Annotated in this window: 26 protein-coding genes; all 26 read right to left on the minus strand. The window is 38.3% G+C overall.

Features of this window, described 5'->3' with window-relative positions; genetic code table 11:
* Positions 1–3 precede the first annotated feature (3 nt).
* Complete coding sequence (locus Q7J67_02825; GenBank protein MDO9464213.1) at positions 4–1,374, minus strand: DNA methyltransferase; 1,371 nt, start codon at positions 1,372–1,374, stop codon at positions 4–6.
* Positions 1,375–1,392: 18 nt separating this feature from the next.
* Positions 1,393–2,133 carry a thiamine pyrophosphate-dependent enzyme gene (locus Q7J67_02830; protein ID MDO9464214.1) on the minus strand — a complete coding sequence of 247 codons (741 nt, stop codon included), beginning with the start codon at positions 2,131–2,133 and terminating at the stop codon, positions 1,393–1,395.
* 2 nt (positions 2,134–2,135) lie between these two features.
* Positions 2,136–3,218 (minus strand): 3-methyl-2-oxobutanoate dehydrogenase subunit VorB, encoded by a 1,083-nt coding sequence (locus Q7J67_02835; protein MDO9464215.1) that lies wholly within the window; start codon positions 3,216–3,218, stop codon positions 2,136–2,138.
* Positions 3,219–3,228: 10 nt separating this feature from the next.
* Positions 3,229–4,977 (minus strand): glycosyltransferase family 39 protein, encoded by a 1,749-nt coding sequence (locus Q7J67_02840; GenBank protein ID MDO9464216.1) that lies wholly within the window; start codon positions 4,975–4,977, stop codon positions 3,229–3,231.
* A 119-nt stretch (positions 4,978–5,096) separates the two neighbouring features.
* Entirely contained in the window at positions 5,097–5,300 is a 204-nt protein-coding gene (locus Q7J67_02845) for a 4Fe-4S dicluster domain-containing protein (GenBank protein MDO9464217.1), read from the minus strand.
* A gap of 13 nt (positions 5,301–5,313) precedes the next feature.
* On the minus strand, positions 5,314–6,216 hold the full coding sequence (locus Q7J67_02850; GenBank protein MDO9464218.1) for an NAD(+)/NADH kinase: 903 nt from the start codon (positions 6,214–6,216) through the stop codon (positions 5,314–5,316).
* Positions 6,217–6,231: 15 nt separating this feature from the next.
* Complete coding sequence (locus Q7J67_02855) at positions 6,232–7,194, minus strand: KpsF/GutQ family sugar-phosphate isomerase (GenBank protein MDO9464219.1); 963 nt, start codon at positions 7,192–7,194, stop codon at positions 6,232–6,234.
* Between the two features lie 4 nt (positions 7,195–7,198).
* Positions 7,199–8,020, minus strand: a complete 822-nt coding sequence (gene kdsA / locus Q7J67_02860) for a 3-deoxy-8-phosphooctulonate synthase (protein ID MDO9464220.1) — start codon at positions 8,018–8,020, stop codon at positions 7,199–7,201.
* Positions 8,021–8,106: 86 nt separating this feature from the next.
* The gene (gene ilvE / locus Q7J67_02865) at positions 8,107–8,955 is read right to left on the minus strand and encodes a branched-chain-amino-acid transaminase (protein MDO9464221.1); all 849 of its coding nucleotides are present in this window, start codon (positions 8,953–8,955) and stop codon (positions 8,107–8,109) included.
* Between the two features lie 42 nt (positions 8,956–8,997).
* Positions 8,998–9,837, minus strand: coding sequence for a pantoate--beta-alanine ligase (gene panC, locus Q7J67_02870; GenBank protein ID MDO9464222.1), 840 nt, complete (start codon positions 9,835–9,837; stop codon positions 8,998–9,000).
* A complete protein-coding gene (panB, locus tag Q7J67_02875; GenBank protein MDO9464223.1) occupies positions 9,834–10,628 on the minus strand; it encodes a 3-methyl-2-oxobutanoate hydroxymethyltransferase in 795 nt (264 codons plus the stop codon). Before panB ends, panC begins: the two co-directional genes overlap by 4 nt.
* 19 nt (positions 10,629–10,647) lie before the next feature.
* Positions 10,648–11,304, minus strand: a complete 657-nt coding sequence (locus tag Q7J67_02880) for a deoxynucleoside kinase (protein MDO9464224.1) — start codon at positions 11,302–11,304, stop codon at positions 10,648–10,650.
* Positions 11,305–11,787 (minus strand): 2-amino-4-hydroxy-6-hydroxymethyldihydropteridine diphosphokinase, encoded by a 483-nt coding sequence (gene folK, locus Q7J67_02885; protein MDO9464225.1) that lies wholly within the window; start codon positions 11,785–11,787, stop codon positions 11,305–11,307.
* 93 nt (positions 11,788–11,880) lie between these two features.
* Entirely contained in the window at positions 11,881–12,726 is an 846-nt protein-coding gene (dapB, locus tag Q7J67_02890; protein MDO9464226.1) for a 4-hydroxy-tetrahydrodipicolinate reductase, read from the minus strand.
* Positions 12,723–13,592, minus strand: a complete 870-nt coding sequence (dapA, locus tag Q7J67_02895; GenBank protein ID MDO9464227.1) for a 4-hydroxy-tetrahydrodipicolinate synthase — start codon at positions 13,590–13,592, stop codon at positions 12,723–12,725. The genes dapB and dapA overlap by 4 nt, the downstream gene beginning before the upstream one ends.
* Before the next feature lie 19 nt (positions 13,593–13,611).
* The gene (locus Q7J67_02900) at positions 13,612–14,295 is read right to left on the minus strand and encodes an FHA domain-containing protein (GenBank protein ID MDO9464228.1); all 684 of its coding nucleotides are present in this window, start codon (positions 14,293–14,295) and stop codon (positions 13,612–13,614) included.
* Between the two features lie 75 nt (positions 14,296–14,370).
* Positions 14,371–15,463, minus strand: a protein-coding gene (gene prfB, locus Q7J67_02905; GenBank protein MDO9464229.1) for a peptide chain release factor 2 whose coding sequence is annotated in 2 segments (ribosomal slippage) — positions 14,371–15,393 and positions 15,395–15,463 — 1,092 coding nt in all. Because the reading frame shifts where the segments join, the coding sequence is not laid out codon by codon here.
* Between the two features lie 3 nt (positions 15,464–15,466).
* Positions 15,467–18,493, minus strand: a complete 3,027-nt coding sequence (locus tag Q7J67_02910; GenBank protein ID MDO9464230.1) for a type II secretion system protein GspK — start codon at positions 18,491–18,493, stop codon at positions 15,467–15,469.
* Between the two features lie 92 nt (positions 18,494–18,585).
* On the minus strand, positions 18,586–19,353 hold the full coding sequence (locus tag Q7J67_02915; protein MDO9464231.1) for a prepilin-type N-terminal cleavage/methylation domain-containing protein: 768 nt from the start codon (positions 19,351–19,353) through the stop codon (positions 18,586–18,588).
* Positions 19,338–19,757 carry a prepilin-type N-terminal cleavage/methylation domain-containing protein gene (locus tag Q7J67_02920; GenBank protein MDO9464232.1) on the minus strand — a complete coding sequence of 140 codons (420 nt, stop codon included), beginning with the start codon at positions 19,755–19,757 and terminating at the stop codon, positions 19,338–19,340. The genes Q7J67_02915 and Q7J67_02920 overlap by 16 nt, the downstream gene beginning before the upstream one ends.
* The gene (locus Q7J67_02925) at positions 19,757–20,335 is read right to left on the minus strand and encodes a GspH/FimT family pseudopilin (GenBank protein ID MDO9464233.1); all 579 of its coding nucleotides are present in this window, start codon (positions 20,333–20,335) and stop codon (positions 19,757–19,759) included. Before Q7J67_02925 ends, Q7J67_02920 begins: the two co-directional genes overlap by 1 nt.
* Before the next feature lie 2 nt (positions 20,336–20,337).
* A complete protein-coding gene (gspG, locus tag Q7J67_02930; protein MDO9464234.1) occupies positions 20,338–20,814 on the minus strand; it encodes a type II secretion system major pseudopilin GspG in 477 nt (158 codons plus the stop codon).
* An 11-nt stretch (positions 20,815–20,825) separates the two neighbouring features.
* Positions 20,826–21,173, minus strand: a complete 348-nt coding sequence (locus Q7J67_02935) for a type II secretion system protein GspG (GenBank protein MDO9464235.1) — start codon at positions 21,171–21,173, stop codon at positions 20,826–20,828.
* Between the two features lie 155 nt (positions 21,174–21,328).
* Positions 21,329–22,486, minus strand: a complete 1,158-nt coding sequence (locus Q7J67_02940) for an ATP-binding protein (protein MDO9464236.1) — start codon at positions 22,484–22,486, stop codon at positions 21,329–21,331.
* Complete coding sequence (locus Q7J67_02945) at positions 22,470–23,831, minus strand: sigma-54 dependent transcriptional regulator (GenBank protein MDO9464237.1); 1,362 nt, start codon at positions 23,829–23,831, stop codon at positions 22,470–22,472. Before Q7J67_02945 ends, Q7J67_02940 begins: the two co-directional genes overlap by 17 nt.
* Before the next feature lie 35 nt (positions 23,832–23,866).
* Complete coding sequence (locus tag Q7J67_02950; protein ID MDO9464238.1) at positions 23,867–25,138, minus strand: type II secretion system F family protein; 1,272 nt, start codon at positions 25,136–25,138, stop codon at positions 23,867–23,869.
* Between the last annotated feature and the right edge of the window lie 2 nt (positions 25,139–25,140).

Raw genomic sequence — 25,140 nt, forward strand, 5'->3', positions numbered from 1 at the left:
ATCTCACTCCTTTAAACCAATTACAATATACTCGACAGGATATGCTTGCGAATTCGCATTGTCATTACTTGCAAACCTGCCAGTCTTTTCATCTCTTTTCTGCGGAAGTATCTTTGAAGGGATTTCTCTTTTTATAATCCTGTCAAGTTTAAAGCCTGAATGTTGCAAACTTTCCGCAAAGACTTCTGCATTTAGTATGTTTACTCCTTTAAGTTTAGTATCGCCAATGACATAGCAACATCTGCTACCATGCTTTAAAATTCTGAAACTTTCATCAAATACTTCTTCCATATCAATAAAAAATGCTTCGATTTCTTTTGCCATTTTCTTGCTTTTTGTAGACATTTCAAAAACAATGTCCCTAGCAATTTCACTTTTTAATTCTTTGTCTTCGTACCCTTTGTATGAAGTCCCAATAAACTCTTTTTTGTATTCCCCTAAATCATCTACCAAGTCAAACCAGATTGTTGATAACTGATGTAAATCAGCATATTCATAGCTTGTAACATAAGGACTTGAACTTACTATTAAGTCAACACTCTCATCAGAAACAGGTTGTCTCCTTGCATCATCAATCTTGATGTTTAGATAATTATTTAGGTTCTTTCCCATTAATCTCTCAGGAATAACACGATAAAAAGCTTCATTACCTCTCTGCATTTTCCTTAAATGCCTTCGCAATACGTTATAGGGCTTTATCTGCTGTTTTTTAAAATCTCTTGTTGGTTTTGTGCTCACCTGTAACCATATAGAACAATTTTTCAAGATGTGACTGAAAGCAACGAGGAAAAAGTCCCTGATAGTCCTATCTTTTTCGTTATAAATAACTCTTAATATTTTCCCAAGCTCAATCTTATTTTCTGTAGTGAACCAGTAATTAATTCTGTCTACATGTTTTTGTGGAATTAAAGGATTGATTTGTTGTCCATCCAAAAATTTTAATCTTGATAAAATTTTTATTATTTTTTTATCAAGATATTCAGGATTTATAGGTGTTGCCTTTACTTTCGTCATTAGACAAGCTATTTTATTAATATCTGTTCCACTAGCTTTAAAGCCTCTCGATATTGCAGTGACTATAGTAGTTCCACAACCCATAAATGGATCATTTATATGGGCGTTCTCATCAGATATGTATTCATCAACAAGTTTTTCAACCAACTGAGGAATAAATTTAGCGGGATAACGATGATAACAATGAGTCCATTTAGCAGTATCTGACGGCTTATACTCTATAAAAGACCAATCTTTATCAATTTCTTTTTTATTAAAAACTTTGATAATTTTGTTAGCTAGATTTTCTCTTTCAGATTCAATAAATTGAACAGGAAAAATACCTTCATGGATGTTTGTATTGACTACAGCTCTCTGCATTTCTCTTTCCTCAAGCACCTATCCGCTTTTATCCTTAATCACCCCAAGAGGATAAGTCTTTATTAACGTATTATCAATCCACTCCGCAGCTTTCTGTGGAGTCATAGCAAGGTTAACAGGACACTGAGACAGAACCTCAACCATTGAAAACCCCTTGTCTTCCAGCTGTACTTGAAAAGCTTTTTTGATGGCTTTTTTAGCTTTAATAATATTTGCCGGTTTATTCACTGCCACTCTTTCTATATAAATAGATCCATCCGTAATAGCCAGCATTTCTGAGATTTTTATTGGGTATCCAATTAGCCTGGCATCTCTGCCTAAAGGAGTTGTTGTTGTCTTTTGACTAAGTAATGTTGTGGGAGCCATTTGTCCGCCTGTCATTCCATATACGGTATTATTTACAAATATTGTGGTTATTCTTTCCCCGCGATTTGCTGCATGAATTATCTCTCCTGTGCCTATAGCAGCAAGATCTCCATCTCCTTGATATGTAAATACAACTTTATCAGGATGAACCCGCTTTATTCCTGTTGCAACAGCAGGTGTTCTTCCATGCGCAGCTTCAGTCATATCTATATTAAAATAATGATACATAATAACTGCGCACCCAACAGGAGGAACTCCAATAGTTCTATCCTGAATGCCAAGTTCATCTATTACCTCACCTATTAACCTATGGACAATCCCATGCCCACAACCCGGGCAATAATGAAATGGTTTGTCTGTCATAGATCTTGGCCTGCCAAATATCTTCTTCATCTCTATTCTTTCTTTTTTGTGCCTTTGTGCCTTTGTACCTCTAATTCTTTAATTCTATTTACTATCTCTTCTGACGTAGGAACTCCTCCACCCATTCTTCCATAAAAATACACAGGGCATCTTCCCAGAACCGCAAGTTTTACATCTTCAACCATCTGTCCTGCGCTCATCTCCACAGTAAGAACATACCTGACATTATTACTTATCTTTCTTATTATTGCTGATGGATAAGGCCATAATGTGATAGGTCGAATCAACCCGGCTTTTATCCCCTCTTTTCTCAAAAGAAACACAGATTCTTTGCAAATTCGAGCGCACATTCCATAAGCTACCAGTATTATCTCTGCGTCATCTGTCAACACTGCTTCGTATTCTACAAGCTCTTTCTCTATTCTTCTATACTTGTTCTGAATTTTCTTATTATGCTCTTCCAACTCTCCAACTTTCAGCATCAGAGTCCTGATTATATTTGCCCTGCGGCCTTTTGCGCCGGTAAGCGCCCATGTTTTTGGGGGAAGCTTCAACTCTTTTATTTTTCTTATTTCCAATGGCTCCATCATTTGCCCGAGGAAACCATCTCCCAATATCATCACAGGATTTCGGTATTTATCTGCCAGGTAAAAAGCTCTGGCTGTCCAGTCATAAAGCTCCTGAACAGAGGCAGGCCCGATTGTAATAAGTCTATAATCTCCATGTCCTCCACCTTTTACTGCCTGAAAGTAATCTGCCTGAGAAGGAGTTATATCTCCCAATCCCGGACCAGCACGCATTACATTCACAATTACACACGGCAGCTCTGCGCCTGCAATATAGGAGATTCCTTCCTGTTTAAGACTTATTCCAGGACTGGATGAAGATGTCATAGCTCTTGCGCCGGCCGCTGACGCGCCAAAGACCATGTTAATGGCAGCAAGCTCACTTTCAGATTGGATAAAGACACCTCCAAGTTCACCTAATCTCTCTGCCATATATGCGGTTAATTCATTCTGCGGAGTTATAGGATAACCGAAATAATGCCTGCATCCCGCCTGAATCGCGGCCTCTCCAACAGCGCCATTTCCACTCATTAAGACTTTCTCTGTCATTCAGTATCCTCTATATTAATCCAAGTAAGAATACCCCTTTTTTTGAATATAGGCAAGTAGTAAATCTGGCTATGAATTCATTGAACCTCTCCTCTGCACCGTATTTCCAGTTGAATGAACGATATGTATTAGAGACTCTTTTGACCTCAGAGGCGTTATATAATATGTGTGTAATATGCGTGTCCCTCAATTTAGCATAAATAATGCTGGCATTCTCAGATGCGTTAGATATCTCCACAATATCGTTAACATCAAGAGGGCTACTTCCAACATAATCCCTATCGCAGTAGAAACTCTGATTCTCTCCTACGAATAGGATTTTACTATTTTCTGGTAACTTTTCATTAATAAATTTGAACGCACCATACTGGTAAAGATTTTTTGATAGGAATTCTTCCTTTGTTACTTTCCCATACGCTGCATCAAAAAAGTTAAAACCAACAGTCGCTGCAAATTTAAATGTGTTCCAGCATAAAAATCCAATAACAAGAATGTGTAACACTATTGAAATTATCTTACTCTTTTTAAAATTAACCAGAGCATATGCTGTCAATATACTTGCAACGGCTAAACAAGGAAGCAAGAATCTAATTATCCGATGCGTAAAGAACATCCAGAGTATAAAAACTAGTATAGTGTATGATATAAGTATTTTTATATTCCTATTAAGCCTGGTAAAAAATAATACAGGCAATATTAACAAAATTACGCTCCCCTGCCTATCCAGAGGCATTTTCCATAATAGAGAGACAATATGCAATACGTTCATATCCTTTGATATGTGAAATCTTGTAAACCTCTGGACAAGTTCTCTGTTCCAGTCAATGCCGCCAAAGATGTTATAAAACAACGGATATACTGGGTTATGAGTATATATAAGATTCTTTATAAGCCATGGTAAAAAAGCGAGAGACGCAAAGAATATAAACAAGAGCACACTTTTGCATGTATTCTTGAGAATGCTCTCTTTCTTTTGAAGTATAAAAGTCATAATAAAAATAAGTGCAGTAGGAATAAAATATAATGCTCCTGTGTATTTAGTGCCGATTGCAAATCCACAAAATATACCGGCAAGCATTAACCATGTTGCCTCGTTCTTAGAAGACCAATTAAGAATACAAAAAAGCATTAGTAGACCATAAAGCACTAATCCAAGATCATTAAAGGCATAGGTTGATGATAAACACGCTACAGGCATATTATAAAATATTGCGGCTGCCAAAAGGCCTACATTCCTGCCGAAGTATTTTCTTCCAGTAACAAAGATTGTTAAAACACATAAGATACCTATAGAAAAATGTATTAGTTTTGCCAATATCTCATCCTTTATTACTAGGGCAAGGGTATAGAACATCTCTGCTCCGAAAGGAAGATTTGAATACATATTGTGAGGGATAAAGAATATCCTGCCGGCTCTCACATAGAGTTTTGGAAATGCAAGATGGTATGAAAGGGTATCATAGTTCAAAGGAGGTGCCAATGCGCCTGTAAAGGCAAGAAATATTGTTAGTCCTATTGATATTATCAAAAACTTGTTAAATGCGGAGATATATGGAAGTTGAGATATTATCTCTTTTGAAAATCTTTCAGAAAAGCTAGATTTTAATTTGCTAAAAAAGTATTTGATCTCCCTGATTGAAACTATGCATAGCATTAATAATACTGAGTACAGACAAAATCTATTTAACCCTTTAGCAAAACCAATAAGCAGCACTAGAATAGATAGTACTCCCAATCCCAGTCCAAATGATAGGGACATTTCCTCAAGAAGGGACTTCGTCCTCAATTTAAAAAGATCTAATAGCTTTTTACCAAGTCCTAAAATTGATGTAAAAATAAATGCGAGCAGAATAATCTGGGAGAATATATATTGGAATTTCACTTATATATTTGAATCGCTATATCAGGACAAACTAACCCACAGAATGTACAGGATGTACATTTCTCTGGACAGGCAACCTCTGCAGGGAAAAAACCCTTTGAATTTTGCATCTTTGATATATTTAATGCTTTTCTGGAGCATACTGATATACAAAGCCTACACCCTTTGCATCTCTCCTTGTCTATAACCACGTTGGGCATAACAGAGCACCTTTTACTTATCCCGAATGCTTTCGGGATTTACTGAATGTCCACTCCACTTGAGCTTTTTCCTGAGTATTGTAAAAAAATCATTTTCAGGTAACGAAATTAACTTCAAAGTATATGGAGCTTTTTTTATAACTAGTTTATCAGGATGCAGCAAGTCAAACTTAATCTGTCCATCAATTGTTAACGCTATTTTATTAGTCTCAAATATTGGCTCAACAGAAATAGAGCTTTTTTCTGAAACAATAATAGGTCTGTTAGTTAGTGTATGAGGACATATTGGAGTGATAATTATCGCTTTTAGAGCAGGATGCACAATCGGGCCTCCGGCTGAAAGAGAATAGGCTGTGGAACCTGTTGGAGTTGCTATAATTAATCCATCTGCAATGTATGTAGTCACATATTGCTTATCTATCGAAGTCTCAAGTTTTAGAACTCTTGCAATTGCTTCTGTGGTTATTACTGCATCATTAAGTGCAGAAAAAGGAAAAATCTTCCCTTCTCCCTTTCTTAAAACATATCCATTAATCAGCATCCGATTTTCAATAGAAAACTTGTTGCCTAAAACCTGTTCCAGAACTTCGTATATTCGCGAATAATTAATCTCTGTGAGAAAACCGAGTCCACCAAGATTAACTCCAAGAATTGGTATGCCTGATGATGAAACAAGCCTTGCTGCACTAAGTAGTGTTCCATCTCCACCTAAAGCAATCAAGACATCTATATTGGATAATAATTCTTCATTTTCTACGGCAATTTTTTTATCTAAAAGCATCTCTGAGCAATCATGAGACACAAAGACTCTTATCCCTTTTTTGCCCAACCAGTTAGATAAATCCCTAGCCAGTTTTAAAGCGGATAACTTCCTAGGATTACCGACTATGCCAATTCTCGTTATGTCTTTAACCATTGCTTTTTTTTTACCTTAAAACCTGAACTTAGTTCTGCCAAGCAAATCATGAAGGTGAACAACTCCTTCAGGTACGTCTTTTTTGTTAAGTATCAACAACGAAGTTATTGAGTATTTTTCCATTTTTTCAAGAGCTTCTACCGCAAGAGAATTCTTATCAATTGTTTTCGGATCTCTACTCATAAACGTGGTAACTTTTTTATTCAAAAAACCTTCAACTTTAACACTGCGCCTAACATCTCCGTCCGTAACAATACCTTTTAATTTCCTATCAGCATCTAAAACCAATGCAAACCCAAATCCTTTTGCGGAGATTTCTGCTATTGCTTCTCTCATCGTAATATTATGTTTAACAATTGGAATTTGTCTTCCTGTTTTCATAACATCTTTTACTTTGAGACTTAATCTTCTTCCCAAACTACCGGCCGGATGCAGAAGTGCGTAATCCTCTCTTTTGAAATCTCTCTCTTCAAGAAGCGCTATAGCGAGTGCATCTCCCATTGCAAGCGTTGCTGTAGTACTCGCTGTTGGAGCAAGACCCAGCGGACAAGCTTCCTGCTTAACCCCTATGTCTAAAACCAGATCGCTGTGTCTCGCAAGAGTTGAATTCTTTCCACCCGTCATCGAAATTATTTTAGCTTTTCTCTTCTTAAAAAAAGACAAAAGATTATTTATTTCCTCTGTCTCTCCGCTATTTGATATTGCTATAACAATATCACTCTTTGTTATCATTCCTAAATCACCATGGGAACCTTCTGAAGGATGAAGAAAAAGCGATGGAGTACCTGTGCTGGCAAGTGTAGCAACTATCTTCTTACCTATAATTCCTGACTTGCCTATGCCTGTTACAACAACCCTTCCTTTACATGATAGCACGAGCTTTACAGCATCCTCAAAACTCTTATTCAATTTCGGAATTAAATTTCTTATTGCTTCTGCTTCTATTCTTAATACTTTTTTTGCAGTTTTTAGAATCACTAAATTATCCCTCTTTAACCTGTTTATCGATAGATATTGCTCTTTTTAATAGATCCGGCAATTCTTTAACTGATATCATATTTGCCCCATCACAAAGAGCTTCATCCGGACTAATATGAACCTCTAAAAAAAGGCCTGCGCAGCCTACCGCAACAGCAGCCTTAATAAGAGGTTCTACAAATTCTCTCTGCCCCCCGGAAGATGTTCCCATACCTCCCGGAAGTTGGACACTATGTGTTGCGTCAAATATAACAGGATATCCAAGGTGCGCCATTGTGGAAAGCCCGCGAAAGTCAACAACTAGGTTATTATATCCAAAACTAGTTCCTCTTTCTGTTAGTAAAATGTTATCATTTCCCGTTGAGAGAATTTTACCAATAACATTTTTCATATCCCATGGAGACATAAACTGTCCCTTTTTCACGTTTATCACCTTACCTGTTTTACCCGCGCTTACTAACAGATCAGTTTGTCTCGACAGGAACGCTGGTATCTGTATAACGTCTAAAATATCCTTTGTCATAGCAATTTCTTCTTTTGAATGAACATCCGAGAGGACAGGGATATTAAACTGCTCCTTTATTTTTGAGAGCACGCCCAACGCCTTATTTATTCCAATTCCTCTAAAAGAACTGACGGACGACCTATTAGCTTTATCATAAGATGCTTTATATATAAAAGGTATTCCTAAATCATCTGTTATTCTCAACAGCTCTTCTGCAATCTTAAAAGGAATTTTCTCATCTTCAATAACACATGGCCCTGCAATCAAAACAAGGGGAGATGTATTGCTTATCTTTATATCATGTAATACTATCTCTTTCATTCGATATTTCCTCTTAGCTTTAAGTATTCATTCACACTGCGTCATTGCGAGTGTCAGCGAAGCAATCTTGCTTGTGCTGCATACTTCTATCCGGTAAATTTCTTGAACTTGTTTATTAGAAGCGCTGTGATTTTTCCGGGCTTTCCGTTTCCTATCTCCCTTCCATCAAGTTTTATTACCGGGATAATTTCAGCCGCTGTTCCGCTCAAGAAGCATTCATCAGAAGTATAGACTTCATACCTTGAAAAAATAAGTTCTTTAACCTTCAAACTTTCCTGCTCGGCAAGCTTTATAACTATTCCCCTTGTAATCCCGTCTAACGCGCCAATGGATGTAGGCGGAGTGATAAGAGTATCATTCCTATATATAAATATATTATCCCCGCTGCATTCAACAACATTGCCAGAGGAATTCAGCATTAGTGCTTCATTAGCGCCAGCATTTACCGCTTCAATCTTGGCAAGAATATTATTTAGATAATTCATGGATTTTATCTGAGGATTTAGAGCGCTAACAGGTGTTCTTTGCGTAGATGCAGTTATGATTTCCATTCCTTTCCTATAAAGTTCTCTTGGATAAAGAGCTATTTTGTTAACAATGATAACAATCGATGACTTAAGACACGTTCTTGGGTCAATACCCAGATCTCCTATGCCTCTTGTTACTATCAATCTTACATATCCATCCTTCAATCCGTTAACTTTATGAGCTTGCCTAACGGCATTCCTCAATTCTGCCTTTGATAAAGGTACTTTTAATTTGATCGCCTTTGCAGAATCATAAAGCCTATTTATATGTTCATCCAGCATAAAGATATTGCCATTATAGATCCTGATTCCCTCAAAAACTCCGTCTCCATATAAAAACCCGTGATCATATACAGAAATATTTGCCTTTGACGTTGGAAAGAATTTTCCATCAATATAAACTTGCATAATAAAACCCCCATGTTAAGAGACTAAATTTTACCAATCCTATCATATCAATAAAAAATTGTCTATAAGTCGTGTTTCGCCTATACGACAAGCGATTATAATTAAACTGGTTTTTGAAATCTCAGAAACATGTGAAAAATCCTCAGGATTGACTATGCCCACATAATCCAAGTACGCCAATCTCTCTTTTTTTATCACACTCCTCATGCATTCTAACACATTATCAGATTTCTTTTCTCCATTCTTTATCATTCCCTCTGCTTCCCGTAAAGACCTGTATAATACCAGAGCTGCCTTTCTTTCCTTAGAAGATAAATATTTATTCCTTGAACTCATTGCCAAACCATCCTTTTCTCTAACAGTGGGTACAACAACAATCTTTACGTTAAAATTTAGATCTCTTACCATTCTTTTAATAATTGCAACCTGCTGAGCATCTTTTTGGCCAAAATAAGCAATATCAGGGTCTACAATGTTGAAAAGTTTCCCAACAATAGTGCATACTCCTCTAAAATGTGCAGGTCTTGTTTTCCCTTCCCAGATTTTATCCATATTTTCAACACTAATAACGGTGGAAAAACCTTTAGCATAGATATGCTTCGTATCTGGATAAAAAACAACATCTACTCCTGCCCTTTCCGCTAGTTTCCTATCCGTATCAAAATCTCTCGGGTATTTTTTGAAATCTTCTCCTGGGGCAAACTGCATTGGATTCACAAATATACTCATAACTACAATATCACAATCCTTTCTTGCTCTATGTATAAGACTCAAATGCCCGTTGTGAAGATACCCCATTGTTGGAACAAGACCAATGCTTTTATTATGGATTACTCTCTTAGATAATTGCTGCATGTCCTGAATAGTCTTAACAATCTTCATTTGTAGCTATGCTCTTTATCCGGGAACTTTCCTGCAGTTACATCTTTTTTATAGTCCTCAAGTGCTTTTGTGATCTGTTCTGCCAAATTAGCATACTGTTTAACAAATTTTGGAACATGTCCTGTTTTTAAGCCCAGCATATCGTGTGTTACCAATATCTGTCCGTCACAGTATGGCCCTGCTCCAATCCCAATAGTTGGAATATGAAGTTTCTTTGTTATATCCCTTGCGAGTGCATACGGAACACATTCAAGAACAATGGCAAAAACCCCTGTTTTTTCGAGCAGCAAAGCATCTTCAATGAGTCTTTTAGCTTTTTCGGGGGCTCTTCCCTGAACCCTGTATCCTCCAATCTGATGAATTGATTGAGGGGTCAGACCTATATGACCTAACACTGGAATCCCTGCTTGAACAATCCTATACACAGTATCTTTTATCTGCTTTCCTCCTTCCAGTTTAACTGCCTCAGCTCCTGCTTCTTTTATAAATCTACCTGCATTTTCCAAAGCCTTCTCCTGACTCACCTGATACGACATAAATGGCATATCTGCAACAAGTAACGAATCTGGATTAGCTCTCGATACAGCTTTGGTATGATGTATCATTTCATCCATTGTTACTGGTATAGTATTTTTGTATCCGAGAATCATAGATGAAAGCGAATCACCAACAAGAATCAAATCAATATCTACCTGGTTAATAATTGCGCTCATCCAATAATTGTAAGAAGTAAGCGCAACAATCTTTTTTACCCCTTTCATACTTCGAATTACTACAGTTGTTTTCTTCATCACATTATCCTTATAAATGTTACATTTTTGTAAATATATCTGAGGAAACAGGTTTATAGTATTGAGTGCCTCCTCGCATGTCTTTTATTGTTTTAATCAAATCATTAAGGTCTATCTTGCTATGAACAAAATCTATCTGGTCAGTATCCACAAAAAGCAACGGGCTGTCTTTATATAGAAAAAAGAAATGGTTATACGCCTTATTAAGCTCTTCTATATATGTCTCGGGAATTTCCATTTCATATTGCTTTCCTCTATTTTTTATGCGTTGAATCAAAACCGAGGTGGATGCTTGAAGATATATTACTAAATCGGGCGCAGGAATCCTCTTAGCCAGCAGAGGTTCAAGATGATTATATAATCCCAATTCATCCTCATTAAGATTAAGATACGCAAATATTCTATCCTTTGTGAATAAATAATCACACACAACAGTCCTTTTGAAAAGCTCTCTTTGCAATATTTTTTGCTGCTGGCTATATCTTGAGAGAAGAAAGAAAATCTGAGTTTGAAAGGCATATTCTTCTGCATTCCCATAAAACTTCTCCAGAAATGGATTTTCTTCACTTTTCTCAAGAACCAGTTTACCATTAATCTCTTTTGACAGCTCTCTAGCAAGAGAAGTCTTTCCTACACCAATAGTGCCTTCAATAACAATATACTTGCCTTCTAACATTTACCCTATTTTCCTAACAATCTGTTCTTCTGTTATCTCATCCAGCAACTGTTTCACAGACTTTCCAAGAACAGGATGTATAAAATCCCTAACAATCTCAGCTAAAGGAGCCAGCACAAATGCTCTTTTATGCGCTTGAGAATGAGGAATTTTCAAAACCTGTTCATTCAAAACAATATCCTTAAAAAAAATTATATCTATATCTATTTCCCGAGGACCCCAAACAAAGGAATTTTCTCTTCCTATAGAAAGTTCAATATTTTTAATGATCTTCAATAAGTTTCCAGGCTCAATATCTGTCTCAACTTCAACTGCGCAATTCACAAACCACGGCTGTTTCTCTATGCCAACAGGACTTGTTTCATAAAACGAAGAACACTTCTTGACCTCAATCTGCTGGTTTTGAGACAACAGGCGAATAGCTTCCTGAATATTTGCCTTGCGATTTCCTATATTTGAACCAAGGCTTAAATATATACACATTAAAGTTCAAAATCCGAAATCCGAAATTCTAAATCCGAAACAAATCCTAAATTCAAATTTTCAAATTTCTTAAACCGTTTTGAATTTTGTGTTTTAGTCATTTGATATTGTTTTGTGCTTCGTATTTCGTGCTTCGAATTTGTTATTTAACACATCTTTCATATCATAAAGCCCTGCTCTTTGGGTGCTGATAAATTTTATTGCTTTAATAACTCCTTGCGCAAATGTATCTCTTGTGGTAGCGATATGCTTTAGTTCTATTCTTTCGCCAGTACCTCCAAATATAACTGTATGCTCTCCAACTATATCGCCTGCTCTAACAGCATGTATCCCAATCTCATTTCCTTTTCTTTCTCCAACCAGCCCTTCCCTGCCATAGACAGCCATATCTTTAAGCTTTTTACCTTTTACGTTTGAAATAATTTTAGCGAGAGTTTTTGCTGTACCACTTGGAGCATCCTTCTTAAACCTGTGATGAGCCTCTATAATCTCCACGTCATATTCATCTCCTAATATGCTTGACGCCTGCTCAACAAGTTTACACAAAAGATTAACACCAACACTCATATTTGAAGAAACAAGACAGGCAACTATGCTAGAGATATTTCTTATCTCAGATAACGCTTCAACGCTCAACCCGGTAGTGCCGACAATTAACGCTTTCTTATACTTTGCGCAGACACTGGCAGAAGCAAGAGCTCCGTCTGTGGATGAAAAATCAACCACAACATCTGCATCTTCTATAATGTCATTAATACACGAAATCACACTTACATCTAATTTATCAATGCCTGCCACTACGCCAGCATCTTTTCCTATGTCTGAATGAGATGGAATCTCAACTGCTCCGCAAAGATGTAAGTCTTTTTGAATGGAGAGGAGTTTTATTATTCTCCTGCCCATTCTTCCGCATGCACCATTAACAACTACATTAATCATGACAAAACTCCTATGTCAATCAATACTCCTCTCAATCTTTCTGCGTTTTCCTTCTTCATTTCGCAAAGAGGCAGTCTTAATTGAGGGCTAATCTTCCCCATCATTCCAAGAGCTGTTTTTACAGGTATTGGATTTGTTTCATAGAATAATGCCTTAAATAGCGGAAACAAGTTGAAATGAATTTTTCTGGATTCTTCTAAATTACCATTCAAAAAACTCTTTACCATTCTAGCCACATGCTTTGGAACTACATTTGCTGCGACTGATATTACTCCTTTTGCTCCAAGCGCCATCATAGGCAAGGTTAGGGCGTCGTCTCCTGAAAGAACAGTTATATCACATAGATTTATTATATCGCTGACCTGATCCAAGCTCCCGCTTGCTTCCTTTATACCAATAATATTATCAATCTTTGAAAGTTCAGCAACTGTTTGAGGCAAAATGCTTATGCCTGTTCTTGAAGGCACATTATACAGTATGATAGGGATATCCACTGCCTTTGCTATCTTCTCATAATGCAAGTACTGTCCACCAGGAGTTGGTTTATTATAGTATGGAGTAATCAGTAGGGCTCCATCTGCTCCAGCTCCTTTGGCGGATCTTGTAAGCGCTAGAGCTTCTTCAGTGCTATTTGAACCCGTTCCGGCAATTACAGGAACTCTCTTATTAACAATATCAATAACTAATTTTATCATGTATTCCTGTTCTTTGTGAGTAAGCGTAGCCGCCTCTCCCGTACATCCGCATGGAAGAATCGCGCTTGTGCCCTCTGAAATATGAAACTCAATAAGTTCTGATAATCTCTGTTCGTCAATCTTATCATCTTTAAATGGCGTAACTATTGCAACTATTGACCCTTCAAACATGTTCTCTCCTCCGCTATAATTATACCTCTAACTTGAATATTATTTCTGTATATCCTATTCCAATTCTGTCATTATGTCTAAGACGATGTCTCTTTATCTTTATAGCGTTAACCCTGGTTCCTCCCTTACTAACCAAATCATAGAGAATGTACCCCTCTTTTTCAGGCCTGATTTTTGCATGAAGCCTGGATACTCTGGGTTCCTTAATCGCAATGTTACAGGTATCGCTCCTTCCGATAGAAAATTCTTTATTAGAGTGTAATTTATGTTCTTTTAAAAACCCATGCTGACTTCTAGCAATTAATCTGGCAGAAGGCAGGGAAAGGGCTTGTTCAACACTCCCTTCAGGAATTTTAGTGAATAATTCGTGTTTTTCTTCATCTATCTTCAAATGTTCTTTTCTTTCTTTAACAATATCTATTTCTGCTTTGCCAAAATGGAATATGTAAAAAACTATCCAATAAATAAATAAAGCGCCTACTACAGGACCTATAATTGAGAAAAATAATCCTACGGGATGCTCTATTACGAATTTTTCAATTTTACTAACAGCAAAAGCATGCTGGCAAAACACCAACACAATAAAAACGATCAAAGGGCAGATACATAGATCTGCCCCTACATTCCGATTTTCACATTGTAGGGGCGAACCTGTGTGTTCGCCCATCCCCATTCTAAATTTTTGCATTTTGTTATCTGGCATTTAGTTTTCGCTATTGCTTTGTGCTTTGAATAAAGTCTAGCATACAGCGTATAGGTGCGCAATAGAAAAGGGAGATTATTTTATCTTTAAAAATGCTTCTATAAATTTATCAATATGTCCATCCATAACTGCCTGGACATTTCCTGCTTCAATTCCTGTCCTGTGATCCTTAACAAGGGTATAGGGCTGGAATACATACGAACGGATCTGAGAACCCCATTCTATCTTCTTCTTATCTTTATTGTATTCCTGCATCTCTTCTTCCTTCTTCCGCATGTGGTATTCAACCAGCCGTGCTTTCAGAACCTTCATTGCAGTCAACTTGTTTTTAAGCTGAGAGCGTTCATTCTGGCATTGTGTGACTATGCCTGTTGGCAGATGTGTAATACGCACAGCAGAGTCAGTGGTATTGATATGCTGTCCTCCATGACCGCTTGCACGGTAAGTATCAATTCTTAGATCGTCTTCCTTAATATCAACATCAATTTCGTCTTCTACCTCCGCAATCACATCAACTGAACAGAATGAGGTATGTCTTCTTTTGTTCGCGTCGAATGGAGATATTCTTACAAGCCTGTGCACACCTATTTCCGAACGCAGGTAGCCATATGAGTAATCACCCTTAATCATAATCGTCACGGTTTTTATACCAGCTTCTTCACCTGCCAGAATGTCCGCGATCTCTGTTTTAAAACCTCTTCTTTCCGACCACTTGATATACATTTTCAGCAGCATCTCTACCCAGTCGCACGCTTCCGTCCCTCCTGCGCCTGAATGAAGAGTCATAATAGCGTTATTTCCGTCATACTTACCGCTTAAAGTCAATTTTAATTCAAAACTTTTATAATCCTTCTCCAGTTTCTCAAGTTCCTCGGTAATCTCAGAAGAGATTGTGTTATCCTTCTCTGATAAGGCGAGTTCAACCAGCTCTAAAGCGTTATCTGTTTCTCTAATGAGGGTATCAAGAGGCGCAGTAATACCTTTTAAGATTTTAATCTGTTTTATAATACTGGCGGCTTTTTTGTTATCTGACCAGAAACCCGGCCTTGAAGTCTCTTTTTCTAACTGTTTTATTTCTTCCTGTTTCTTGGGGTAGTCAAAGATACACCTTTGCGTGATCCAAATTCTTTCTCAATATATCCAATCTTTGTTTTAGATGCTCCATCAATGCCTATCTTTCATAAATAACAGTGATCTTCCTCTCCCCGAGCACCTCGTCGTCAGTATCAAAAGTCCCGTTCCCATTCTTATCCAGAACTGACTGGCCTGTGCAGATTATTTTAAATACATTGGATTTTGTTGTTATGAGGTTGGAGATAGGTTGAAATGTTGTAGTACCTATAGTTGCTGTTGGAGCAGTAACAAGATGTCCAATAGTTTGGAATGGCCCGTCGTCAATAATTTTCTGTGCTGTGGATGCACCTATGTTTTTTAGTCCATTAAGCACAGGAACAGAAGCTGTATTTATATTTATTCTGCCATATGTCTTTGACGCAGGGGTGAGAAGGACATAATCAAAAAACACAGAGTCTGCGCTTGAAGCATCTGCTTGAATAGCAACGCTCAATGTAGTATCTGACACAACAACCTGTCCAAACCGCGCGCCGTAATCTGTGCTTGGAGTAATAAGCGCAGTGTCATCATCAACTCTCACCCTCATTGCCCCGCCTTCTCTTCCGTAAACATACATAATATAAGTATCCGCTTCAAAGCGGTCTATTGTTGTGTACCATGTCCATGTATCCTCATTCGTAGATGCGGAAGCATCTGCTTTAAACCAGTACAGTTCATCAGTTGCCTCATTAAGCTCTCTCCCCCCATATTTACGTTTTGTCTCCTCATCATCACCTAAGAGACTCTCTAAAGTCCAGTTTGAAACTTGCGTTAAATCCGCAAACTCAGCGTCAAGCCGTCTTCCCGAGACAGTGATCCTGTCTGCGATGTTTCGTATTATATGCTCTCCACCGCTATGTTCGGTAGTGTTTCCTATGTTCACCCATTTTTCTCTGCTGAATGATACATCTGCTACCTCTCCTATGTTTGCAAACGGAGAATTCTTCACTTTAATATTGGTTAATGCAGCCCCATTGTTTGCCGCTGCCGGGCTGCCTTTAGTATTTGCGCTTATCAGCCATGTATCGAAGATGCCTGAATCATTCAATACATCGTCTCCAACATAAGCTGGATCGTCTCTCTCCATAGAATAAAAATCATTATCCTGTATTATTGAACTATCCCATAAAACTTGATCAACTATATGTCCCGCAGGAGTAGCTATTCCTGTCGTCGGATCTGTTGTTGGCGTGATGGAGTCGTCATAAAGCCGCAAAGGACTGTCTATTAAAACCGTATCTGAAATAATATCGTCCAGAACGTCATTTGTAAAACCAAGCTGATACACATTGCTTAAACCTGGATATGTCTTTGTAAAATAAATACCATTATTGTACACTTCAGCTCCATTATTAACATCTGAATCAGCCATGTCTACAGCAAGAACACAATATCCGCCACTTGCAGCAATACTCGTCCCGCTGGGAATAGTTCCAACCTGCCCATTCGGAAACTCAAGATGCCAGCCGTTCATTGTAACTGCATTTTCGGAAATATTCACAAGCTCAACATATTCACAGTCAGGGGATTGGGAGAGCTCAATGCGGTACCAGGACCAAGGGCCTGCACCAGCTGATGGTGTTTTTATTTCCAAATGTAACTTTTTATTCGATGATATTATAATTGTATCAGCATCTGTTCCCTCTGCAGTCAAATCAACTGCTCCTACACTTTTCCAATATCCAACTCCTGTATCATCCGATACAGCTGTCTTTACAATTACATCATCGCCACTTCCAAATATTTTTAATTTATAACTCCCTTCTTCCAAATCTGAACCTGACCACATCCACATACCACTGTCATTATTATCCGTGGATCCCCAATTAGGTGCGCTATAACTCCATCCACCTGCTGGAGCTAAAGATTCATAACTTGAAGTCGCATCTTTCCTGAACACAGGCCTTACCATAACCTCATTTATTCTTATTCCTTCAACGCCGTAGCGGGTAAGGACAGTGCCGCCTGGCCCTTCAATATCAATTCGCGTTGAGCCGTTATCACGATCCCTAAAATCAATTATGTTCACTGCCATTTGAGCAAGCTCTGCTGTTGTAGCAGAAGTTCCCCAATAATCAAAGGCGTCCCTCAGAGTTGAATATAATTCCATTGCAGAGCTTACAGCGTTGATGTTTAAGCGCGCCAGCCCTGAATCCGTAAGGTTTTTGTCAGAAGAAAAGGTTGTGATGTAAGAATCAAAATCACTATACTCACTACCTGTTACGTCCGCAAGTGAAACAACCTCAGCAGGAGTCAGATAAGGCGTATCAGCGCTGAGATTGCTGGAAGCAGTGTATGGCCTGGCAATATAAAACTCCGCTGAATCGTCTACCCCCTCATCTCCTTCGTCAGCAAAACTATCTCCATCATTATCTATCCCGTCATTATTCAGAACAACGCTGTCAGCATTATCGTCATAACCCGAAATCCCCGCACAGCCGTCTGTTCCATAGCGTACTTTTATAATTTCCCTGCCTTTTGCATCACTAACTCCTGCAATATCGCAAACCGGTTTGATATTTATCTCACCTGTTGTCCATCCCTCATTTCCAAAGGAGCCATGGCGTCCTGTGTTTATATTTATCTTGCCTGACTCATCAATGACCAGAACAGCGTATCTGCCAATCAGGTGTCCCTGCGAATCAGTTAGATATACCCAGCGGGAGTCTGACCCGGCAACTGCCGCGCCTGTTGAAGCCACATCATCATCATTGCTCACGCAGGAATCTGCATCAGCGCCATAGGCGCCGAAAAGCGTAGAATCATACCCCCAGTCATCGCCATACCAGTCATATCCTTCATAACTGCAATAAGCTGGCGGCTGATTTGAAGGGTCGCCATCCAGTTTCAAAACGCCAATTGCGTGCTGAATGCCCGCTTTCGCAATGTAGTCCGCTTTTATCCCACTCATATAATTGGCTGCTGCGCGCTGGTCCATTATCATGCTGTATGAAAAAGCAGCAGCAATAGAGGCAAGAACAGCCATAATGGAGACAACTATTATGAGGGCAATACCATTTTTATTAGGGCAAATCCGAAATCCTAAATCCGAAATCCTAAACAAATTTAAAATTCTAATTCTCAAAATTCTAAACCCCGTTTTGAACATTTGTATTTTTGTCATTTGATATTGTTTCGTATTTCGTGCTTCGTGCTTCGAATTTAATGCTTTTGTAATCATTCTGCTCCCGGCATAAACACAGTGGTCTCAAAGGTCTGAGTATCTTCTCTCGCCTCTTCGTCACGGGTTTTGAGAACTATCTTTATCTTTTTTGGCAATTTATATAAATAGGTATCTGCGTCTGAATCATTAGAGCCCCAGTTCACATGAGAGTCTTCGTCATCACAACCATCATCACCATAATAATAAAAGCGAAGATCTGCGACTGCAATGCCGAGTGAGTGATTATTAGTGGCATCTATATCTGACTGAAAGATGAAATCAAGATTACTAACCTGACGATGCTTAATAAGTTCCGTATCATCCTTTACCCAGTATCCTAATTCGCACATATCAGATTTAGTGGTATTTGAAGAGTCTTTTATATCAGACATTGGATATACAGGGGCTATAAAAAATAATTCGTCTGCTGTGCTTCTTACATCATCCTTTACTTTACCAGATTCAGATTTATCCACTCCCAGCATATATATCTTTCTCGCCTCGTTGACCATTGCGCATGATATCTCTCTTGACATCATCTCCAGAATCGCTCTTGCGTTCTGATACCGCTCCATTCTTACATTGCCCTTTGTCCATGAATCGGTACCGCCCTTAAAAATAGAATAAATGCCTGTTATCAATAAAGCCAAAACCGCTGTTGTAATCATGATTTCAATCAATGTAAAAGCAGAAGTAGACCATAGACCATAGACCATAGACCATGGTTTTGTACTGTCGTCTGTCGTCTGTGGTCCGTCGTCTGTTTTTATTTCACATAGCATGTTACAAACTCCTCAATTCTGGTATCGCCTCTATCATTACAGTAAATCAATACAGATGCATGATATAGGTTTGTGAGTGTTAAATCCTGAGTAATTGTTTGTATCCATGAGAAAGAAGAATAATCAGGATCAGCGCCGGGAACAGAGAAAAAAGTGTTACTTGTTGTGCTATCAATAGGTTTTTCCTGCTCAATATCACTCATTTTCTGCTGACCGAGAAATGTCATCATTGTATGATCTCCTGCATGCTTGCTTGCCCTGAGTCCTACAGGGAACATTTGAATAAGTCCAAGAAGCGCAATAGACAGAATAGCCATTGAAATAACAAGTTCAAGAAGACTAAATGCTCCGACATTCATCGGAACAATTTTGAATTTTGAATTTTGAATTTTGAATTTACTCATTATTCTCTACTCGTTTTTATCCTGCCTGTAATTCCTGTTATTCCAATACATGAGGTGTCTTCATGTGTTCCATCACTAATCAAAATTGCTGACCCATCAGTCTCTGATGCCCCACCTGTAGGTGTAAAATAAATGTATTTTACAGTAAGAGCAGCTGGATCTGAATCATTCGGAAATGGAATCACATTAGGACCGTATGTATCCAAACCTCCTGTTACTCCATCTGTCATAATTATTGTCTTGGGCAAAGTTTTCCAATTAGTTACTGAACCTCCTTTAATATAGTCGTCAGGATCCCAATAAATTTTTACTGCATATCCAATATTATGTGTATCCGTATTGAAGTTAAAAAGAACTGCGCATCTTTTTCTTCTCTTTATCGCATGACTGCGCGCAGTGCGAAGAGCGGAAACAACGATCTGCGCTCCGCTTTTAATCCTGGAATTTCTTGTGAACTGAACAAAGGAGGGTATTGCCGCAACAAGCATAATGCTCATAATTGCAAGAACGATCATGAGCTCTACTGCTGTGAAAGCGCGGCAACCACTGGTTGCAATTTTTAATTTTGAATTTTTCATTTCTAGCTTGTCTCAGTATCCCAACATGCTATGTCATCGTCCCCACCATCAGTCTTATCTTTTCCATATGACCAGAGGTCATAACCGCGATTTGTCAGTGGATTGTTATAATTACTCGCAGTTCCTCCTGGAGCTCTATATCTGTATTTTGTTCCATAAGGGTCATTGGGAATATCCTTTGAAAGATAAGGTCCGCGTCCATTAGTTCCTACTGCCTGTAACATTCTCTCCAGGCTAGTCATATTTCCATCTGAAATACTAGTATATAAATCTTCTCCACTTTGCCCTGGATATACCCCCCAATCAGTCTGATACATTGCTAACGCGTTCTCAAGACTGTGGATATCGGCTCTTCCGCGCGTTTTCTTCGCCTTATCAATCGACTTCATAAAGTTAGGCATTACAATACCTGCAAGAAGCACAATGATGCCTATTACGACCAAAAGCTCAATAAGCGTAAACCCGGATCTTTTCCTCATTTTCCCCTCCTCTAAAAATTAATTGTCTCTGATATGCCCTTACTGCTTCCATCAGTTATTGTGTAGCTGTTTTCTGTTGCTGTATATGAATAGCTTCCTCCCCATGGATCAGTAGGGACTGCTTTGCTTAAATATTTCTGAGAAATTAAAACAGCAAGGCTGTCCGGCAAAGTCCCGCCATTATCAGCTCTGAAAAGGTCAACGCTTTTTCTCAAAAGTACCACGTCTGCCGTTGCCTTTCCAATCTTTGACTTCTCAAGCCCTTTAAAATAATTAGGAACTATTATTGAAGCAAGCAATGTGATAATTGCCACTACAACCAACAACTCAATTAACGTAAAACCTTTTTTGAATTTCATTTCCACCTCCTTTTCATCCACTATATTACTATACTATAAAGCAACATTTATGCCAAACATTAAAGAATAAATCCGAAATCCGAATATCGAAATCCTAAACAAATTCTAAATTCAAATTTTCGAAATTTCAAACTGTTTTGAATTTTGTATTTTTGTCATTTGATATTGTTTCGTGCTTTGTGCTTCGAATTTAGTGCTTTTTCTCTCCAAGTGTGTGCGGTTTTTCTCACTGGCAAACTAATAGTAAAACTTGTTCCCTTTCCAACTTCCGATTGAACAGAGATATCTCCATTAAGACTTTTTATTAATGAGTTACAGATGTAAAGGCCAAGTCCTGTTCCCTTTCCCGGCTCCTTTGTCGAAAAAAACGGAGTAAATATTTCCTTTAAATTTTCAGGCGCAATCCCACAGCCTGTGTCATTGAAAACAATTTCTATTCGGGATGCTTCTGCGTCAACATCTGTATATATCGTAAGTCTCCCACTGTCTCCCATAGATTGATAGGCATTGGCAATTATATTTAAAAATACCTGTTTCAACTGACCTGGATTGGCTCTTATTCGCGGTAATCTTATAGCATATTTTTTCTCAAGGGCGGGTTTCAAATCTGCCCCTACAGATTCAAAAGACATTATAGCATCGTCAAGCACCTCATTAACATCAATCATCTCCACATCCTTATCCTTGGATACTGAAATTCTAGAAAACTGGAGTAAATCAGTAACAAGTTTATTAATGCGGTCTGTCTCCTGAAAAAGGATTCCAATCTGCTCTGATACTTCAGAACCCGGCTTCTTAAAAGCATTCTTGAGAAAAAACACTGCATTATTAATAATCGCAAGAGGATTCCTGATTTCATGCGCCAGTTTTGCCGATATTTCTCCCATAGAGGAGAGCTTGTCCCGCTCCATAAGTTCAAACTCTGTAGCAAGCAATTCCCTATTGACTTTCTTTAGCTCTGATGTCCTATTCTCTACCCTTTTTTCTAGCTCCTGAGACCATTTTTTAAGTTGTTCCCTTGAGTTAACAAGAGGTTGCAGGCTACTCTCTTGAACAAGGGGTTTTTGAACAATGGGTTTAAATCCCTTGTTCAAAGATCCAAATATTGGCTGAAGAACAACCTTCCATATATAAGCAAAGGCAACAAACCCCAGAGAAAAAAAGATAATTGTAATAAAAAAATCCCTGTACTGGAGAAGCGGAGTCTTCCATACAATCACAGCAACGTATATAAGAAAAATGGCTAACCCGGTTAATATAAATAGGTATGCAAGCCGCGAAAACAGAGAAAAAAATTTATCTTTTAATTCCATATAACTTCATCTTCTCATAGAAATGGCGCCTGCTTATGCCAGCTTTCTTTGAAGCAAGGGATATATTTCTATTTGCCTTTTTTAATATATTGATTAAAAACCCCTTTTCAAAGGCAGTTCGTGCTTCACGAAATTTCTCTCCTGTAATTGCGGGGATGTGGGCAGGTTGAAAACCTACCCCTGCAGGCAAATCCTCAGGAAGAATACATGCTCCTTCCTGCAATGTTACTGCGCGTTCAATTGCATTTTCCAGCTCTCTAACATTACCCGGCCAGTCAAAGTTTATAAGTAAATCCATAGCTTCAGAGGAAATTCGTTTAGACGCAACTCCCTTAGATTTTAAGGGATTATACTTTTCTAAAAAGTGCTTTACTAAAAGAGCTATATCATCTTTCCTTTCTCTGAGAGGAGGCATATCAATAGCAATTACATTTATTCTGTAATATAAATCTTCTCTAAACAGACCCTCTTTTATACGGTCTTCTAAATTCTTGTTAGTTGCGCTTATAATCCTCACATCAACCTTAATTTGCCGAGTTCCTCCCACTCCTCTAAATTCTCCATCCTGAAGAACGCGCAATAATTTCATCTGTGTAGCTAAAGAAAGATCTCCTATTTCATCAAGAAAAATAGTCCCTTTATCAGCCGCCTCAAATATTCCTTTTCTACTGCTTATAGCGCCTGTAAATGCGCCTTTCTCATGACCAAATAATTCACTTTCCAACAGATTCTCCGGCAAAGCTCCGCAATTTATAGCAAGAAACTTGTTGTTCTTACGCTGACTGTTATAATGAATCGCACTGGCTATTAACTCCTTACCAGTTCCGCTCTCCCCTCTTATTAGTATAGCAGCATTGGCGTTAGAGACCTTTTGCACCAGTTGATAGACCTCCTGCATTTTCTTATTATTCCCTATTAATCCCCTAAAACTAAATTTTTCTTTCAGCTGATTATGTAAATATAAATTCTCGCTTATCAGCTTTTCGTGTTCTACCGCCCTATGCACAGAGAAAAGAATCTCCTCTGGCATGCATGGTTTCCTTATGTAATCATAAGCCTTAAGCTTTACTGCATCAATTGCTGAATCCACTGTAGCGTTCCCTGTAATAATTATAACAGGTATTTCCTTGTTCTTCTTTCTTACGGTCGACAACATAGTCATTCCATCCATACAAGGCATCTTTATGTCAGTGATTATTAAATTGAATTGCTCGGTGTCTAAAATTTCTATGGCTTCTTTTCCATCCCCACATACTTTGACATCATAGCCCTCCTGATGAAGGATACCAGAAAGAGACTTGCGCATATTTAGCTCATCATCTACAACTAGGATTTTTGGCTTCATATTTTTAGTATTAAGTGGTAAGGATTAATCCTGATTTATACAATCGCTGTAGCTAGCTTAATTAAGGGTAAGAATAACGCAACAACTATAAAACCCACAACTCCCCCCATACCTACAATCATAATTGGCTCTATTGCACTTGTCAAAGCTGCTACTGCGGCATCTACTTCTTGATCATAAGCATCTGCTACTTTAAGCAGCATCTTATCTAAGGCTCCTGTTTCTTCTCCAACATCCACCATATTGGTAACCAGCGGCGGAAATATCCCGCTTGCTTGAAGGGGGCCTGCTATTGATTCTCCTTCTCTGATACTATCACGAACAGACGCCATTGCCTGAGCTATCACGTCATTGCCTGATGTATCCTTTACAATTGTAAGCGCCTGAAGTATTGGAACCCCGCTTCCGATCAGGGTTGCAAATGTTCTTGCAAATCTGCCAATAGCTGTTTTTCTCGCCAAAGGACCAATAATAGGGATATACAATTTAAGTTTATCTGAATAATACAGCCCTTTCTGTGTTTTTCTAATAAGCTTGTATATTATAAATAGTCCAACTAATGATCCTAGAACAACAAGAATATTTCTCCAATCCTTGAAAACATCCGACATTTTTAGCAGCATTACAGTAGCGCCCGGCAGCTCTGTATTAAAATCTTCAAACATCTTTTTAAAGGTTGGTATAACTACTATAATCAAAAAAGTAAGTATTCCTGCAGCCGCAACAGTAACGAGTATAGGATAAACCATAGCAGCTTTAATCTTCTTTTTTAATGCTTCCTCTTTTTCTGAAAACTCGGCCAACCTTTCCAAAACCGCCTCTAAAATCCCTCCAACTTCACCAGCTTTTATCATATTAACAAAAAGTTTTGAAAAGCTTTTGGGATATTTGGCAAGCGCATCTGAAAACGTAGCACCTCCTTCAATATCTGCAGCTATCCCTGAGAAAGTTTCTTTCATAATACCAGGTTTAGCCTGATCCTTCAGAACATTAAGACTCCTCAATAAAGGAAGCCCTGCGCCAAGCAAGGTTGCCAATTGTCTGACAAAAACCGCTAACTGTCTGGGCTTTATTCTATCACCAATTCCTGGCAGTTTAATCTGAATATTCATACTTGTAGAACTACCAGCCTTTGCTGATTTAGCAGATGTTGAAGTACCAGAAGCTGGAGACTTTTCATAAACCTTCGTGGGGAAATAGCCCATATCTCTTATCTGGGATATTGCCAGAGTAGAAGTTTCTGCCTCAACACTTCCACTTATCTCTTTACCGCGATTATTCATCGCAACATAAGCATAAACAGCCATAT

It is taken from the genome of bacterium (genome assembly GCA_030652805.1).
Taxonomy (GTDB): domain Bacteria; phylum JAHJDO01; class JAHJDO01; order JAHJDO01; family JAHJDO01; genus JAHJDO01.

Excerpts from the sequence above, each read along its gene's own strand:
- kdsA (MDO9464220.1), bottom strand. The coding sequence starts at position 8,020 with ATGAAAGAGATAGTATTACATGATATAAAGATAAGCAATACATCTCCC.
- Q7J67_02945 (MDO9464237.1), bottom strand. The coding sequence starts at position 23,831 with ATGAAGCCAAAAATCCTAGTTGTAGATGATGAGCTAAATATGCGCAAG.
- panB (MDO9464223.1), bottom strand. The coding sequence starts at position 10,628 with ATGAAGAAAACAACTGTAGTAATTCGAAGTATGAAAGGGGTAAAAAAG.
- Q7J67_02900 (MDO9464228.1), bottom strand. The coding sequence starts at position 14,295 with ATGCCAGATAACAAAATGCAAAAATTTAGAATGGGGATGGGCGAACAC.
- Q7J67_02825 (MDO9464213.1), bottom strand. The coding sequence starts at position 1,374 with ATGCAGAGAGCTGTAGTCAATACAAACATCCATGAAGGTATTTTTCCT.
- Q7J67_02940 (MDO9464236.1), bottom strand. The coding sequence starts at position 22,486 with ATGGAATTAAAAGATAAATTTTTTTCTCTGTTTTCGCGGCTTGCATAC.
- Q7J67_02950 (MDO9464238.1), bottom strand. The coding sequence starts at position 25,138 with ATGGCTGTTTATGCTTATGTTGCGATGAATAATCGCGGTAAAGAGATA.
- Q7J67_02935 (MDO9464235.1), bottom strand. The coding sequence starts at position 21,173 with ATGAAATTCAAAAAAGGTTTTACGTTAATTGAGTTGTTGGTTGTAGTG.
- folK (MDO9464225.1), bottom strand. The coding sequence starts at position 11,787 with ATGTGTATATATTTAAGCCTTGGTTCAAATATAGGAAATCGCAAGGCA.
- dapB (MDO9464226.1), bottom strand. The coding sequence starts at position 12,726 with ATGATTAATGTAGTTGTTAATGGTGCATGCGGAAGAATGGGCAGGAGA.
- Q7J67_02850 (MDO9464218.1), bottom strand. The coding sequence starts at position 6,216 with ATGGTTAAAGACATAACGAGAATTGGCATAGTCGGTAATCCTAGGAAG.
- Q7J67_02925 (MDO9464233.1), bottom strand. The coding sequence starts at position 20,335 with ATGAAAAATTCAAAATTAAAAATTGCAACCAGTGGTTGCCGCGCTTTC.
- dapA (MDO9464227.1), bottom strand. The coding sequence starts at position 13,592 with ATGTTTGAAGGGTCAATAGTTGCAATAGTTACGCCATTTAAAGATGAT.
- Q7J67_02845 (MDO9464217.1), bottom strand. The coding sequence starts at position 5,300 with ATGCCCAACGTGGTTATAGACAAGGAGAGATGCAAAGGGTGTAGGCTT.
- Q7J67_02835 (MDO9464215.1), bottom strand. The coding sequence starts at position 3,218 with ATGACAGAGAAAGTCTTAATGAGTGGAAATGGCGCTGTTGGAGAGGCC.
- ilvE (MDO9464221.1), bottom strand. The coding sequence starts at position 8,955 with ATGCAAGTTTATATTGATGGAAAATTCTTTCCAACGTCAAAGGCAAAT.
- gspG (MDO9464234.1), bottom strand. The coding sequence starts at position 20,814 with ATGAGGAAAAGATCCGGGTTTACGCTTATTGAGCTTTTGGTCGTAATA.
- Q7J67_02840 (MDO9464216.1), bottom strand. The coding sequence starts at position 4,977 with ATGTCCCTATCATTTGGACTGGGATTGGGAGTACTATCTATTCTAGTG.
- Q7J67_02830 (MDO9464214.1), bottom strand. The coding sequence starts at position 2,133 with ATGAAGAAGATATTTGGCAGGCCAAGATCTATGACAGACAAACCATTT.
- panC (MDO9464222.1), bottom strand. The coding sequence starts at position 9,837 with ATGAAGATTGTTAAGACTATTCAGGACATGCAGCAATTATCTAAGAGA.
- Q7J67_02880 (MDO9464224.1), bottom strand. The coding sequence starts at position 11,304 with ATGTTAGAAGGCAAGTATATTGTTATTGAAGGCACTATTGGTGTAGGA.
- Q7J67_02915 (MDO9464231.1), bottom strand. The coding sequence starts at position 19,353 with ATGCTATGTGAAATAAAAACAGACGACGGACCACAGACGACAGACGAC.
- Q7J67_02920 (MDO9464232.1), bottom strand. The coding sequence starts at position 19,757 with ATGAGTAAATTCAAAATTCAAAATTCAAAATTCAAAATTGTTCCGATG.